The 14207-nt window shown below is 40.9% G+C and carries 9 protein-coding genes; 5 read left to right on the forward strand and 4 right to left on the reverse strand.

Translation table 11 applies throughout. The annotated features are described in order from the left end of the window. Positions 1 to 77: 77 nt before the first annotated feature. Positions 78 to 503: a response regulator gene (locus ACK4HU_RS15230; protein ID WP_409808165.1), complete on the forward strand. Its 426-nt coding sequence runs from the start codon at positions 78 to 80 to the stop codon at positions 501 to 503. A 415-nt stretch (positions 504 to 918) separates the two neighbouring features. On the opposite strand, the gene ACK4HU_RS15235 is transcribed toward ACK4HU_RS15230, so the two are convergent. Beyond that, positions 919 to 1089, reverse strand: coding sequence for a hypothetical protein (locus ACK4HU_RS15235; protein ID WP_409808166.1), 171 nt, complete (start codon positions 1087 to 1089; stop codon positions 919 to 921). Positions 1090 to 1547: 458 nt separating this feature from the next. On the opposite strand from ACK4HU_RS15235, the gene ACK4HU_RS15240 reads away from it, so the two are divergent. Continuing rightward, positions 1548 to 1916 (forward strand): multicopper oxidase domain-containing protein, encoded by a 369-nt coding sequence (locus ACK4HU_RS15240; protein WP_409808168.1) that lies wholly within the window; start codon positions 1548 to 1550, stop codon positions 1914 to 1916. A 13-nt stretch (positions 1917 to 1929) separates the two neighbouring features. Next, positions 1930 to 2313 (forward strand): multicopper oxidase family protein, encoded by a 384-nt coding sequence (locus ACK4HU_RS15245; protein WP_409808170.1) that lies wholly within the window; start codon positions 1930 to 1932, stop codon positions 2311 to 2313. 150 nt (positions 2314 to 2463) lie between these two features. On the opposite strand, the gene ACK4HU_RS15250 is transcribed toward ACK4HU_RS15245, so the two are convergent. Both ACK4HU_RS15250 and ACK4HU_RS15255 read right to left on the reverse strand, forming a co-directional pair. Then, entirely contained in the window at positions 2464 to 3528 is a 1065-nt protein-coding gene (locus ACK4HU_RS15250) for a WD40/YVTN/BNR-like repeat-containing protein (RefSeq protein ID WP_409808172.1), read from the reverse strand. 346 nt (positions 3529 to 3874) lie between these two features. Beyond that, entirely contained in the window at positions 3875 to 4138 is a 264-nt protein-coding gene (locus ACK4HU_RS15255; RefSeq protein ID WP_409808174.1) for a hypothetical protein, read from the reverse strand. Positions 4139 to 4420: 282 nt separating this feature from the next. On the opposite strand from ACK4HU_RS15255, the gene ACK4HU_RS15260 reads away from it, so the two are divergent. Further along, entirely contained in the window at positions 4421 to 5224 is an 804-nt protein-coding gene (locus tag ACK4HU_RS15260) for a zinc-dependent peptidase (RefSeq protein WP_409808176.1), read from the forward strand. Between the two features lie 846 nt (positions 5225 to 6070). Here ACK4HU_RS15260 and ACK4HU_RS15265 read toward each other — a convergent pair. Further along, complete coding sequence (locus tag ACK4HU_RS15265) at positions 6071 to 10285, reverse strand: chitobiase/beta-hexosaminidase C-terminal domain-containing protein (protein WP_409808177.1); 4215 nt, start codon at positions 10283 to 10285, stop codon at positions 6071 to 6073. Between the two features lie 708 nt (positions 10286 to 10993). On the opposite strand from ACK4HU_RS15265, the gene ACK4HU_RS15270 reads away from it, so the two are divergent. After that, on the forward strand, positions 10994 to 14158 hold the full coding sequence (locus tag ACK4HU_RS15270; RefSeq protein WP_409808179.1) for a carboxypeptidase regulatory-like domain-containing protein: 3165 nt from the start codon (positions 10994 to 10996) through the stop codon (positions 14156 to 14158). The last annotated feature ends 49 nt before the right edge of the window (positions 14159 to 14207 follow it).

Genomic DNA, 14207 nt, shown 5'->3' on the forward strand with positions numbered 1-14207 from the left:
TAAAGTCATGGTTCTTAAATTCCCGCTTTTCCATCAAAAATTCGATTTTATTCTCATCCGGGAAAACAAAAAAGAAAATGAATAAGACCGGGCCCATCATTGTGATAGAAGACGATCAGGGAGATCAAGCGCTCCTGACAGTAGCCTTTGAAGAATTAAATTTTACAAATGAAATTATTTTTTTTAAGGAAGGTGAGAAGGCCCTTGAATACTTAACCATGACGGCAATTGAACCTTTTATCATCCTCTCAGACATAAATATGCCTCGATTAAATGGCCTTGAATTAAGAGAAAAAATCCATACAAATGAGGACTTGAGAATCAAATGCATTCCCTATTTATTCTTTTCAACTAGCTCAGAACAGAAATTTGTGGTCGATGCATATTCCAAATCAGTTCAAGGATTTTTTGTGAAACCATATTCTTATGAAGAATTAAAGAAAACTATAAAAATAATCGTTGAATACTGGCAAAAATGCGAATCACCGAACTACATTAAATGAATGACTTCCCTACCAAGGAATTTTCTAAATTTTTTCTGAATTCGAAGTATCAAACTTCAACGGCGATTTATGATCAGCGGATTTATATGTGCTTCCTATTTCGTGACGATAAGAGTGGTAAACTTTACCTCAATGGGCTTCTTCAGGATGATCACACCAAGTGAACATCTTGCATTTTTGGTATCTGATATGTTTGTCTGGTTAGTTCCGCTAGCCATTATTTGGATGATTTGGCTCAGAAAAGATTATAATTTTCGTAATAACAGGAAAAGTGTGATGGATCAAATCCATTCAAAAGGTTAACGAATAAGGGCAGAGGAAAACTAAAAAAAGTACGCTTAAGCATGGCAAGCTCCCTCTTAAGTGTAAGGGAATTAACCCAACCTAAGCGCACTGATTACTGGTCGGTGAGTTTTTAAATGCCTTTTAGAGTAGTGCCAAGTGCAAGTGCAATGAAGCCAATAAGCAATAGCATGAAACTATATTCGGATATAAACTCTACCTGAACAAAATGTCCTATAATGCCGAGAATGCCTAAAATCATTCCAATGATCCAGGTAATTTTTAGTGGTGCGGAGGGTTTCATAAACTTGTTTTTTAAGTGAGGGTTAAATTTTCTTTTGATTTAGATCAAACATAACCTAGAAATAAAGATTTACAACATATATCTCGATAATCGTTTAATAACTCATCTATTTTTACGAAATAATATTCTGATTATATACAATTACCATTTTCTTTCCCTTCAAAAAGCAACCCGTGAAAATGGACAGAAAAGGTAATTTCTACGCCCCTGATCAGACCGCACAAAATAATCAATCGCTTTATGGCTGAATAACGTATATCGAAATATTGTTGGTAATCATACCCATAATTTATTTAATGGTTATGGGTGAATATTTAAACAATTTGCATCTCAAAGCAGTGATAATATTTGATTTAAAAAAACTTAAAGCAATCAGCTATACCTTAATCCCTTTTGCTTACGTTTCTTCATCAAACCAAAATATCGAGCACTTTAAAAAGCATTTCTCTAAGTAAAATATGAATCGGAGAAAATTTATTCGCATCTCTTCCCTCTCCGGAGGATTTGTGACTTTTGGCGGGCTCACTTGGATGCTACAATCCTGTCACAACATGGACATGGACATGGTTGGCAAATATGTGGGTGTTATCGAAGGGAAGTTTGACTGGGAATTACTTATTCCGCCATCCCAATCTGCGTCATCGACATCACTGACTTCAGGATTGAAGACTGCCCAACTCATGCAGGAAAAATCGGCTCAGGTATTTGGTTATCAAAATGGAATTTTGGGCCCTACACTCCATGTGACCAAGGGCGAACAGGTGACAATCCGATTTCTAAATCAATCGCATTTCTCAGTCTGCGGCGACGAGAACAAGAACTTTTGAAATCGGACATAAAATGAGTGGTGGACACGGCGGTCATGGGTCTGCAGGTAAAATGAAAGGAATGCATACCATCAATGACAAAACATTTGAAATGGATCGGATTGATGAAACGGTCAAAAGTGGAACGACCGAGATTTGGGTGTTTGATAATTCACTAGGAGACGAAATCCATCCGATGCACATCCATGGAGTTCAATTTCAAGTCTTGGAAAGGATTGGAGGCAGAGGTGTAAAAATCGCTTCGGAAAAAGGCTGGAAAGACACCGTCTTATGCCTTCCTGGAGAAAAAGTAAGTGTGATTATGACCTTCCCAAACCACTTGGGAAAATTTGTTTTCCACTGTCACAATCTGGAACATGAAGATGATGGGATGATGCTCAATTTTCAAATCACTTAATTTCCGAAACAACTTAAAACTCTAAAAAATTACATCCTTAAGTTTGAGATGGCTGAATGGACATAATTAGTCTATTCCCAAGTTGTTCTTTACCATCAAATCACTGAGACTCCGATTAGGAAAGTACAGTACTCGTCACTTTTTAATCTTTTATCTCCATTCCAATTTCAATACGTCAACTCCAATTGCAAATCCAAATTGACGCTCATTTCCCTCATAAATCCTGATTTTATTACATGCCCTACCTAAATCAACCGGAGTCCATGTCAGCCCACCGTCTAAGGTCTCAAAGCCACTATTAACAGTGCCAACAAATCCGTGATTTTCATTTAAAAATCCAACTCCAAATTCTCTTGCTCCAGAATCTTCTACCAAGTTCAGCTCTTTCCATGTTCTACCTCCGTCAGTGGATTTAGCAATTCTTTGCTGCTTGATTATTGGGTCGGGATTATAAGATTGAATAGTAACATACCCAACATCAGCCGTAGGAAACGAAACTTTCCAAGTTGTCTCAAATGGTCGATTACTTTGATAAACTTTAAACCATGTTTCTCCCCCATCTTCTGTCCTGAGAATTAAAGCATTGGATTTGGTTATGTCTGCATCACTTGCAGCACATGCAATCCCTGTATTTTTATCAAACATCTTTATATCAAACAGCATTTGTGCATCAGAATCCATGGCTCTGGAGGTCCATGTTTTTCCTGCATCATGGGAAACCATTAAATTCGCCGGACTCCCCACTCTTCCTACAGCATAAATGTGAGTTTTAAAATCAATCTGCCCGTGATTGATAAATTGTTCTCGAACGATATCCATGGCGCAAAGGCCCTTCACATAGGGACCGGAATAGGGTACTGGATTCCACGTTTTTCCCCCATCAGATGTGCCATAAAGTGGAATAGTGTCTGTTACATTTGGAAAATAGTCAGTTCCTACTGTCCCGACAAATCCGACTTGCTCATTCAAAAAAGCTATGGTTCGGAAGAATGAGCCTTTCATTTCCACCAGTTTTTCCCAAGTCTGTCCTCCATTCAAGGTTTTATATATCGAGCCGAGTCCATTGACATACCAGCCTTGATTTTCATTTATAAAACTAATATCATCCTGTTTGCCGGGATAAGGTTCAGTATTCAATTTAGTCCATACTGCTTGCTGTGCCTCAGCAAAAGAAGAAAAAAATGTAATTGTGATAATGACTAGAAGATTTTTCATGTGTTTCATGACAATTATTGCCTCGTTCAAGTAAACTTTCTCCAAGGAATACAGCCGATCTCTTTGATCAAAAGTCAATTACAGGATTGCAGAAATATGGGGATGAAAAAAGAGACAAAGGAATACAACAACAAAAAGTTAAACTCTACTGCACTACAATCCTTTTTCAGATTAAAAAATATGAATATAAAATTTGATTTAAATCCTCACTTGAGTCAATCACCTAGTTTCTTTGCAAACAACAGGATTTGAAAAAGTAGATGGGTGTAGTATCAATCAACTATCCAAAGTTGTCTTGAGCTACACCCAATCCATTCAAAAATTGAATTGCATCCAATTGGCGTAGTTAATCGTCGTTCCGCTCTGAACCCTGAGTTTTCACTATTTTATTGTAAATGCCAAATAGTAAAAGTGGTGCAGGCCATTGACCGATAAATAGCGCAGTGTTATTATGCTTAGTAAGTTTCAAAATCAAAGAAACACCCATGAAAGCAAATGCAGACCACATAAACACATCGGAAGGAATTTTAGAAGTTTCTTTTTCGATGGTTTTGGCTACTTCGCCCTCTTTGCCATAATTCTGCATAGTATCATTTCCATAATTCTCCATAACAATTGTTTGTTTAGTTAGATATAAAGTTCTTACTCCTTATCAAACAACCAGCTTGCCAGCCTACAGAAATAGGCTTTGAGGCCGCAGAGGGAACAAATCTCCATTTACCGGAAATTCTAACTGGGAGGTTAAAGCCAAGGAATGTGCGTTTAATTCCCCAAATGGTATTTTCTTTTCCCTAACAACTTTTTGTGGGTAATAAACTTTAAGTGGATAGGATACCATATTAAGCATGCAATTTGTTCCTAAGGAAACTAATATCATTTATCGCTGATCCCCTTGAAAACCTTTACTCTTCTATTTGCGGCTTTTCTGCTTATGCTATTAGTATGGGTAATCTATCGTTCCAAAGTCAAAAAAAGTGGATATGAGGTTCCATCGGCATTCCCAACGCACTGGCAGAAGTTTCTACTAAATAAGGTTTATTTCTACACTGCACTCTCAGCAAAAGAAAAAGCCCGCTTTGAATCAACGATCCAGCAATTTTTGAAAAGGATTCGCATCACAGGTATCGATACTGAAGTGACGGACGAGGACCGCCTGTTAGTAGCAAGCAGCGCGGTGATTCCTATATTTGCTTTTCCCAAATGGGAATATGACACGCTCTACGAAGTGCTCTTATATCCCGACCTGTTTTCTGAAGAGTTCGATTTCAAAGGGCACGACAGGGAGATTTCTGGTCTGGTAGGAACAGGGGGCGCTATTGATCATGTTGTGATTTTTTCAAAGCCTGCATTGTGGATGGGATTTGATAACCAATCGGACAAACATAATGTCGGCATTCATGAGTTTGTGCACCTTTTTGACAAGCAAGACGGGGACTTGGATGGTATTCCTGCTATCCTCATGGAAAACCAAGCAGTATTACCTTGGCTTCACCTCATCAAGTCTAAAACAGATGATATTATTTCGGGGAAAAGTGATCTCAATCCCTATGGTGCTGTAAGCAAAGTTGAGTTTTTGGCTATTGCCGGAGAGTACTTTTTTGAGCGGCCAGTCTTGCTTCAAGAGAAACACCCTGAACTCTATAAAGCAATGGCCTCGATCTTTCAGGTCGACTTGGCAGAGCAGCGGAAGAATTAATTTAGTTGCACTATATATCCTGCTTTGAGCATTAAAATGCTCAAACATTTACGAATTCCCCAAGCTGGTACAACTCTGAAATAGGAAAAAATTTTCTCCTCAGAAAATAAACTCATTTTCATAATTTATATCTCTTTAAATCAAATCCTTCTACCTTAGAACAAAGGTATCACGAAGGTTTGAAGTCACCATTTCACCAGAATTATTGCCTCGCCTGTTTATAATGGGTCTATCAGTCCCACTCATTTTTATTCCACTCGCTATTTTAACAACCACCTCCACTTTTGTTTTTGGACTAATCATGGTTTGGATAATTCTGAGAAAGCATAAAGATTAAAAGAGTCCTACTTGAAGGGTTTATAAAGCTTATCCCTTTTGTGGGAAATGAAAATTTCAAATGGTAATTCATTAATCTGATTATCCGCTTCTTTGCCAGTAAATCAAAATGGCCTCGGCTTCCCGCCACGGCGGACAAGCTGCTCGGCCACCGGATTTCAGGTTATTAAAGGGAGGGGACGTATATGGGGCTGCGCCCCATTTACCTCCCCTCCCTTAAAAGCAAAACTAACGGACACCGAGCGAAGTCGAGGTGTAACTTAATTAAATTTGGCTACTGGCAGAATGGATATACACATCCATAAAAAAAGGTCAGCCCAAATTGAGCTGACCTTTTAACTTTTAGTGACTTTAAGCATGTACGCTACTTTTCCATTAGATCAAAACCATTGATGAACATTGGCTCAAATACTAATATTTGCCCTCTTCCGTCTGCGGTCTGCGGTCTTCCAGCCTTAACCTTAGGAATATTGGACTACTGGCAGAAACGCGTATTTCCTTGATATTTTTTTATCTGACGATCAATCTTTCCACTGAAGGAACTCCAAATCTATCAGTTACATAGATCAAGTAAACACCTGGTGCCAGGCTGGAAACGTTGAACTGCACAATGCCTCCATTTGAAAGAATGGACTGAATTAACATTCCACTGGCATTTCTCAATTCTACATTCTGCAAACCTTCCACTTTCTTGAGCTCCACATTTACAATGCTGGAAGCCGGATTAGGGAATACTTTGACTTTGTTTGAAGGCCCTTTAGTCGGGAACGAGAAGGCTTCAGAGACAGCACTGCAACCTGCCTCATCAGTAATCATCACGGTGTATTTACCTGCACCCTGAATCTTGGTCTCATTCACTGAAGTTGTAGCTATCAATTTATTATTTTTGAACCACTGATAGGTATATGGTCCCGCCAGAGTGAATAGCTTAATTTTTTCAAAACCTACTACCGGTGTAGGAAGAGTTTTAATTTCTATCGACACTGCCTCAGTGGCAATTGGATTACAGATGTTAGAGTCGATGATGGCTCTGACAAGTGAAGAAGCTTCCAGATTTTTTACTGTGATACTTGTCAAGTCTGCTGATTCCTCGATGGCAACCCAAGTTGTACCATTATCGGTGGAAATTTCCCATCCTACAATGCTGTCAAATCTTCCACCAACCAATTCAAAGTCTACACTATTGACTCCAGCACAAACTTCCGTTGCAGATGAAATTACCATTGCCTGTTCCAAATCACATCTGAACAGGTATCGGGCTTTGACAGGCAAGTGATCTGATGTAGTCGTATTGTAATTCGGAATCAAATCGTACGGAGCAACAATTCGTTCAGAATTGACAATCCAATTATCCTTCAATTCATTGGAAATGATTTGATGATCGATCACATTTTCAAAGCTTGGGAATGTTCTCAAACCTGCATAACTCAAACTGATCGTAATCGGAATATAATTCTCCGTATCGTTCATATAATTGATGAAGGAAGTCTCCGAAGTACCCACTGTAGGTGCAGACTGATCAGCTACTGTTTCATCCAAATCATCATTGTAATCTCCAAGGATGATCAAGTTCACATCACTGTAGTAAGTATCCAGGGAATCCTTAAGCACATTGACATCATACTTTCTCATTCGGTAGCGTTGATTTGCCTCACTTTCACCTCCACCGTTTGAGCGGGTATGGACATTCACCAAGGTGATATTCTGCTGCACTCCGTTGATATTTGTTCGGATATCCATCAAGTATGGCAATCGACCGGAAGCCCAGAAACGATTTGGATTTGTCGACGGATAATTCACCAGCATGCTCGGTTCTACACCCTTCAAAAGCACTCTAGTCTGTATTGTATCCACCGTTGCCAGCTTAAATAGGTAGGTAAGCTTTTGGGCTTCTTCGGCAAAATCACCCGGTGTGGAAACAGCCGGAGATACTGCCATGCCATAACCTGGAAGTAAATTCACCAATTCTTTAAATTTGGATAAAGATGCAATCTCCTGGAATGCATAAACATCGGCATCAAGATCCTCAATGATTGTTTTTACATTCTGAAGCTGAAGATTAACATTTGTTGGTCCCTCACCTGCACGAGTAGATCCAAACCATTCGATATTCCAATTGACCACATCGAAGGTTTCATTTCTGTTTACCGTTGCCCCGGTTAGGTAGCCTCTGCTGACATTGATATCCCCACTCTCGAATTTGATCGGGGCAGCAAATGCTCCTTCAGCTGTTGGTGCAAATCGAACAGTTACAGATTTTGAACCTGTCAATTCTGCGATTGCATAAGTCAAAGTAGAACTGAATGAAGATCCATCTTTGGAAAATTCAAATCCTTGTCCGGCTGAGATTGTCAAATCAGCAACAGGGTTTGACAAGTTGAAACTGAAAGTTCGGGTTTGAGCAGATACGTCTCCAACCGGAACTATTCCAAAATGCCAATAGTCAACGTTTCCGATATTATTTGAGAAGAATGGTTCAGCAGGTACCTCTGAATTGAACAAAGCAAAGTCATCCAAAGTCCATCTTGCCGCTCCAGTTTCTGGTGAAGAATTGTAAACGAATGCAATTCGAACAGTTTGAGCTAGGTATTCGCTTAGATCAACTTGACCGGAAAAGGTCCAAACATCTGCGGAAGCAAATCTATCGCTTAGTTCAGCCCAAGTAGCAGTATTGGGGTCGCCGTTGACATAATCCGTAGAAATCATCAACTTCAGTCGTGGCCCGCCAAAAGCAACCCTGCTCCAAAATGTAATTAATGGAATGTTGAATCCAGTCAAATCATAAGGTGCCGAGATTAACCAATCCTCGTTTAGCACTGCGCCAACTCCGCCTCCAACAAATCCATTCATCTGAACTCCAAATGGTGCTGTGGCAGTTGGGGTGTTGCCTGCTCTACCAAAATTAGTACAAGCCCAAACCTGATCACCCAGCACACTTTGGGTTGACCATGATCCTCCAAGAGGACCAAGATTGGTTTGACAAATGCTATTGAAATTTTCAGAAATATTGAATGGATCAAATACAGAAGCTGTCACACTTACTGACGCTGCGGTTGATCCTGTAGTCTGATTGGAAATCGACGCATTAAAGTTGCCTACATTACTATTATCCAATTTCACGAATACCGTTTTTGAGTCGGCTAATTCTTCTTTTGAATATTGGATTGAAGACGAGAAGCTGGTTCCGTCTTTTGAGATGGAATAAGGAGCCGTAGCCGTGACCGTAACACCACTCGTGAGGTTGGTCGCTGTGAGTTCATAAGTAAGGACTGGGGCTGTAACCTCTTGGCTTACCGCACCAAAATTCAAGGAGGTTGGATTAGTAGTCAAGCTTGGGATGATCACTCCTGCAGCATTTTTGACTGTACCTTTAAAGGTTACTGGGACCGTGTTTGGAGAGAAGTTGGTGACTCGGGAGGTGCCCGTTCCTGAGATTGCTCCACCATTGGCCGATACATCACTTGTGCTGATAATTCTGAACTCTATATTACCGGATAGATTTTGTAGACCAGAAAGATTAATAGTTTGATTTACTGCCTGAACTGAGGAACCTACCACTACATGCTGCCATTCAGCTAATCTTGCTGTAAAGCCATCTCCGCTGTAAACTAAAGCAAAATTTCTAGGACCCCCACCTGAAGAGGTAGTACCTATTTGAAGTGAAGTCAAATCTACAAGCTTATCACCTGCTACATTAAACCCGAAAGTAAAGAACCTGTCATCACCTAAATTCCACCCATTAGAGTTGATGGAATTGGCACCTGCCGTCGCAACAATTCCCGCCCCTCTGGCAAATGCTCTTGCATCTACCCCTGCAACAAGTGCTGAACCTGCGGTGGATACTTGACTCCCTGTCTCACCGGTAAAATTCCAGCGGACAAAATCAATTGGATCGGGAGTTTCCGGTGAGCTCACATTAATGGTAAAACTGGCCGAAGCCACGCTACTTGGTGCAAAACCTTCTGCAATTGCAATGGCAGAAAGAGTTGTACTTTCCTCGATCAAAATAGGGGAAGTGTATAATGTACTGGTCGAAGTAGGAGTGCTTCCATCCAATGTATAATAGATGCTAGCTCCAGCAGTAGTAGAGGTAAGTGAAGCGCTTTGCGCAGCTCCAAAAGTGCCACCATTTGGACTGATTGTCGGCATGGAAGTTGGCTCCAAAGGCGGGACATCTCCTCCGAATGAATTCCAAGAGATGTTATCAATGACCAGCTGTCGATTATTAGATCCTCCGGTTAAATGTCTGATTTCAAGGGTGAAGTCTCCTGAAACATTAATGTTTTCAACTTCAAAAGAGAAACGTTCAGCACTTTCACCGCTGAAATTTCCGAAAACATCGGATTCAGCGATCTTAATGTCATTGATAAAGAGGCCAATCTGTCTTTCACCGGTGGAAGTGAAGGCTTTGCGCATTTCCACTTTGAAATTGCGAATACCTCCGCTAATGAGGCCGGATTTGATAGAGCTGTTATCTCCCGATCTTCGAAGGAGCAGGCCTTCATTATTTATTGGATAAACCTGTTCACCTGTGACATGGATGTAATTCCAAGTAATCGAATTATTTCCTTCGAAATTTCCATCTCGGTAAGTGTTGCCTGTGAGGCCAAGTTTTTCGAATGTCTCAATAAATTGATAGGTTCCACTTGACTGAGCGAAAGTGCTCAGGATGGCCATCATGAAGATTACGACACTCAAATTGATTTTGAGTAAATTTTGTTTCATATGAGAGAAATTAGTTATAAGAAGGGGTTAAGCATTCTGCTACAAAAGCTTGTAAAAGTAGATCTCTTCCCTGGAAGAATTGACATTCTGATGTTAACAAAAGATTAAAAAAAGACCCACGCTGCTTCTCAGCCCCGAAAGCTATCAGGATGCAATCTCGAGGTCTTTCCAAGGATTTGCCTGCCTGCCGTCGGGGGGAGTCCGATACTATTACTGGACAGCTCACAGAAATCATCCCACTTAAAAAAACAACCCATCCCCACCACCTACTTACTACTAACTTTTCACCACTTACAATCCCTTAAACTCCATAGCTTCCTTACCTCCTTACTTCCTTTCCTCCTAGCTTCCTTTCCTCCAAACTTCCCATCCAAACTGTAAACTAAGACTGACCACTGTAAACCGGACTTCGACTCTTGTCACACTGAGCGTAGTCGAAGTGTCAGCCTGACAATACTACCAAGTGAAAACTGCGAAGCCTAATGACCACTGACACCTCACCACATACCACTCAGGAACTTCCCATCTTCCTTACCTCCTCGCTTCCTAACCTCTTTACCTCCTAACTTCCAAACATCCAACTCCCCCTTTTTTACCAAATTGTTTCCTCTTTTAAGCTTTTATGAAGATTGACTACCATGTTAAATTTTAACATCAGCTAGGCTGGGTGTCGCTCTAGTTTTGGGGAATCAACTAATCTTCAAATCTATGAGATTCAAAACTTTTACACACACGCTAACCGTGATACTTCTACTCTGTATCATGCTAAAGCAAAATGTCTATGCACAGACAGTAAACGCAACCGTTTCAGGAAAAATTACCGACACGAAAGGTGAAACACTGATTGGTGCCCAAATTCTGGTAAAAAATGAGCAGACTGGTTTTACTGCTGCAACAGTGACCGGAGTTACAGGAAACTACATCGTATCGCAGATTCCTTTGGGTAACAATTACACAGTCACTGCCACCTATTTGGGTTTTGGTTCAAAATCCTTCACGGGCCTCGTACTGAATCAAGGGAATATCATCAAGCTCGACATCGTGCTCAGCGAAGAAATGCAGCAACTTGCAGAGGTCAGTGTAATGGCAAATTCTATTGCCAACAGCATCGATCGACTAGGGAGCTCAACTGCTGTATCAGCAAAGGACATGTCGACCTTACCCGTAAATGGCAGAAACTTCAACTCGCTGGTGGATTTGTCACCTGTTTCTAATGGAAATAACCTTCTGGGACAGCTTTTCTCATCAACAAACTACACCATTGATGGAATGACTAACCGTAGCCCACTATCAAGTGGGGCAACCAACAGAGGTCCTTTTTCCATCTCAATGGAAGCCATTCGAGAGTTTGAAGTGCTGACAAATGACTACGATGTAACCAATGGTAGAAGTGGTGGAGGGATTATCAGTGCTGTAACCAAAACCGGTACAAATGAAGTATCAGGTTCGGCATTTCTTTTTAACAGAGCTGACTGGTTAGCCAGCAAATACGACATTAGAGGAAATATAAGGAACAATGAATTTGCTATTCAGCAATATGGAGTTACACTAGGTGGGCCAATCATTAAGGACAAACTCCATTATTTCATTGCTTACGACGGGCAGCGAGATGCGCAACCTTTGTTCATTGCGGATATTCAAACTCCACAGGATGAGGCAAGATTCAATGTTTCGCGTTCATCCCTGGATAGATACCTTCAGATCTCCCGATCCAAGTATGGAGTCGCAGACTCTCCACAGACAGGAAGTTTTGATAAACTTCGATACTCCCATACAGCTTTTGCACGATTGGACTATCAGATCAATGCCAATAACCTTTTGACTGTCAGAAACAACTTCTCTTGGGATCTAAATAGCCAAGGGGTCAATGATAACACAGCAATCAACTTGTATGAAGTGTATGGTGATCACCTCTCCAAGGCAAACAGTTTGATGGCTTCTCTTCGTACTGTGTTAGCTCCTAATTTGACCAATGAAGTCAAACTTCAGTATATGTACGTACTTGATGACGGTCGTCCAAGTAATCAAATTCCTAGCGAAAATATCCCAAGAGCAATCGTGCAAAACGTCCGTTCTGAATTAGACGGGCGAATCGTAAATACCAATATTCAACTGGGAGGTCAGCGCTATTTGCCAGAGCGATTTGAATCTCATGTCTATCAATTGGTCAACAATCTGTACTACAATAAAGGAAAGACCAATTATACTTTTGGAGCCGATCTTTTGCTGAATAAATTGACTTCCCTGGCCACAAGTGAGTTTAACGGAAGATTTTTTTTCACAGGACTTGATAATTTTGAAAATCTGCGTCCTTTTCGATATGCAAGAGAAGTGGCTTTGACAGATCCTACTGTAAAACAAAACATCTTTGGAGGTGGTATCTACGCACAAGCCGATTCAGACTTGGGTCGGGGCAAAAGCTTGATTTTAGGATTGAGAGGTGATTATACAACCTATCAAAATGCGCCAAACTTCAATCAAACCGTATTTAACGAATTAGGATTGAAAACTGATGTCAAGACAGGCGGCTTCCAAATCCAGCCCAGAGTACAATTTACTTGGGACATCAACGAGCGTCAGACGGATGTAATCAGAATAGGCGGTGGGGTCTTTGGATCTGCGTTAAACAACTATACAGATGTAAACAACCTTCAGTTTGACGGTACCAAAATAGTTGCGGTGGACATTACTGGTGCTGCGGTACCAACTCCAGATTTTGTATCCTACAGAAATAACCCATCCACGGCACCAGGTGTGGACCTATTAAGTAGGCCCGGAGTCACTCCAGTCGCTACCATCAATATGAACAGCGAAGATCTGAAGGTGCCTACTGTCTACAAAGGCAATGTGATGTACAATAAGATCCTCAATAACAGACTTCGTGTTGGTGTTAATTTCATTGCATCTATAGCTAGAAACAACTACATGTATTTGGATAGAAATATGGTGGATGAGCCATATTTCAGATTGGCTAATGAAGGTAACCGTGGTGTTTATGTTCCAGCTGAAACCATCAGCACCACTAACGGAAACGCAGATTGGACGAGAGGAAGAAAGACTACCCAAGTGGGTCGGGTCTTGGAATTGGTTAGTGAAGGAAGAAATAATACTTATACAGCTGTAATTGACGCCTCCTATCGATATTTCAAAGATGGTCAGTTCACTGCAAGCTATACTTGGAATGACTCCAAAGACAATACTTCATTCAATGGCAACGTCGCCAACAGTGCTACCCTTTTCCAAATGGTAGTCGATGATCCTAGGGATCTTTCTCGTATGAGTTATTCCAATGGACAGTTCAGGAAAAAAGTAGTCCTATACGGCACCTTGCCTACGTTCAAAGGCATCACTGTTGGTGTCCGATACTCGGGCATCGGCGGAACTCGCTACTCTTTGAGAGTTAACGGAAACGTCAATGGAGATTTTGTTAACTCAAATGACCTTGCATTCGTATTCGACCCCAATGCTTCAGGGGTATCTGAGACCATCAAAGAAGCGATGCGAAATGTATTGGCAAACCCTGATAATTTAGCAAAAAGCTACATCGAAAGCAGCCTGGGCCAAGTCGCGGCAAGAAACGGCGGAGAGAATGGCTACTTCGGTTTTTGGGATATGCGAGCCACTAAAAAATTCTTCCTGAACAATTCGAGAAAAACAGGATTTGAGCTAGGAGCTGATATTTTCAACATCGGCAACATGCTCAACAAGGATTGGGGAAATTCCAAAAACCTTGGAAACCAGAACTTGATGACCCTCCGGAATTTTGATGCGGTCAACAGACAATATGTGTACGAGATCAATCCAAACGTAGGAGTTGCCAATCCAGGAGGCACACCTTTCCAAGTGCAGATATCCGGAAGAATTTTCTTCTAATTAATCCTTAAATAAAAGAGTCCGGCTACATCGATGTAGCCGGATTTCT

Origin of the sequence: Algoriphagus sp. (assembly GCF_046296635.1) — a bacterium.
Lineage (GTDB): Bacteria > Bacteroidota > Bacteroidia > Cytophagales > Cyclobacteriaceae > Algoriphagus.

Excerpts from the sequence above, each read along its gene's own strand:
- ACK4HU_RS15265 (WP_409808177.1), bottom strand. The coding sequence starts at position 10,285 with ATGAAACAAAATTTACTCAAAATCAATTTGAGTGTCGTAATCTTCATG.
- ACK4HU_RS15250 (WP_409808172.1), bottom strand. The coding sequence starts at position 3,528 with ATGAAAAATCTTCTAGTCATTATCACAATTACATTTTTTTCTTCTTTT.
- ACK4HU_RS15270 (WP_409808179.1), top strand. The coding sequence starts at position 10,994 with ATGAGATTCAAAACTTTTACACACACGCTAACCGTGATACTTCTACTC.
- ACK4HU_RS15240 (WP_409808168.1), top strand. The coding sequence starts at position 1,548 with ATGAATCGGAGAAAATTTATTCGCATCTCTTCCCTCTCCGGAGGATTT.
- ACK4HU_RS15235 (WP_409808166.1), bottom strand. The coding sequence starts at position 1,089 with ATGAAACCCTCCGCACCACTAAAAATTACCTGGATCATTGGAATGATT.
- ACK4HU_RS15230 (WP_409808165.1), top strand. The coding sequence starts at position 78 with ATGAATAAGACCGGGCCCATCATTGTGATAGAAGACGATCAGGGAGAT.
- ACK4HU_RS15245 (WP_409808170.1), top strand. The coding sequence starts at position 1,930 with ATGAGTGGTGGACACGGCGGTCATGGGTCTGCAGGTAAAATGAAAGGA.
- ACK4HU_RS15255 (WP_409808174.1), bottom strand. The coding sequence starts at position 4,138 with ATGGAGAATTATGGAAATGATACTATGCAGAATTATGGCAAAGAGGGC.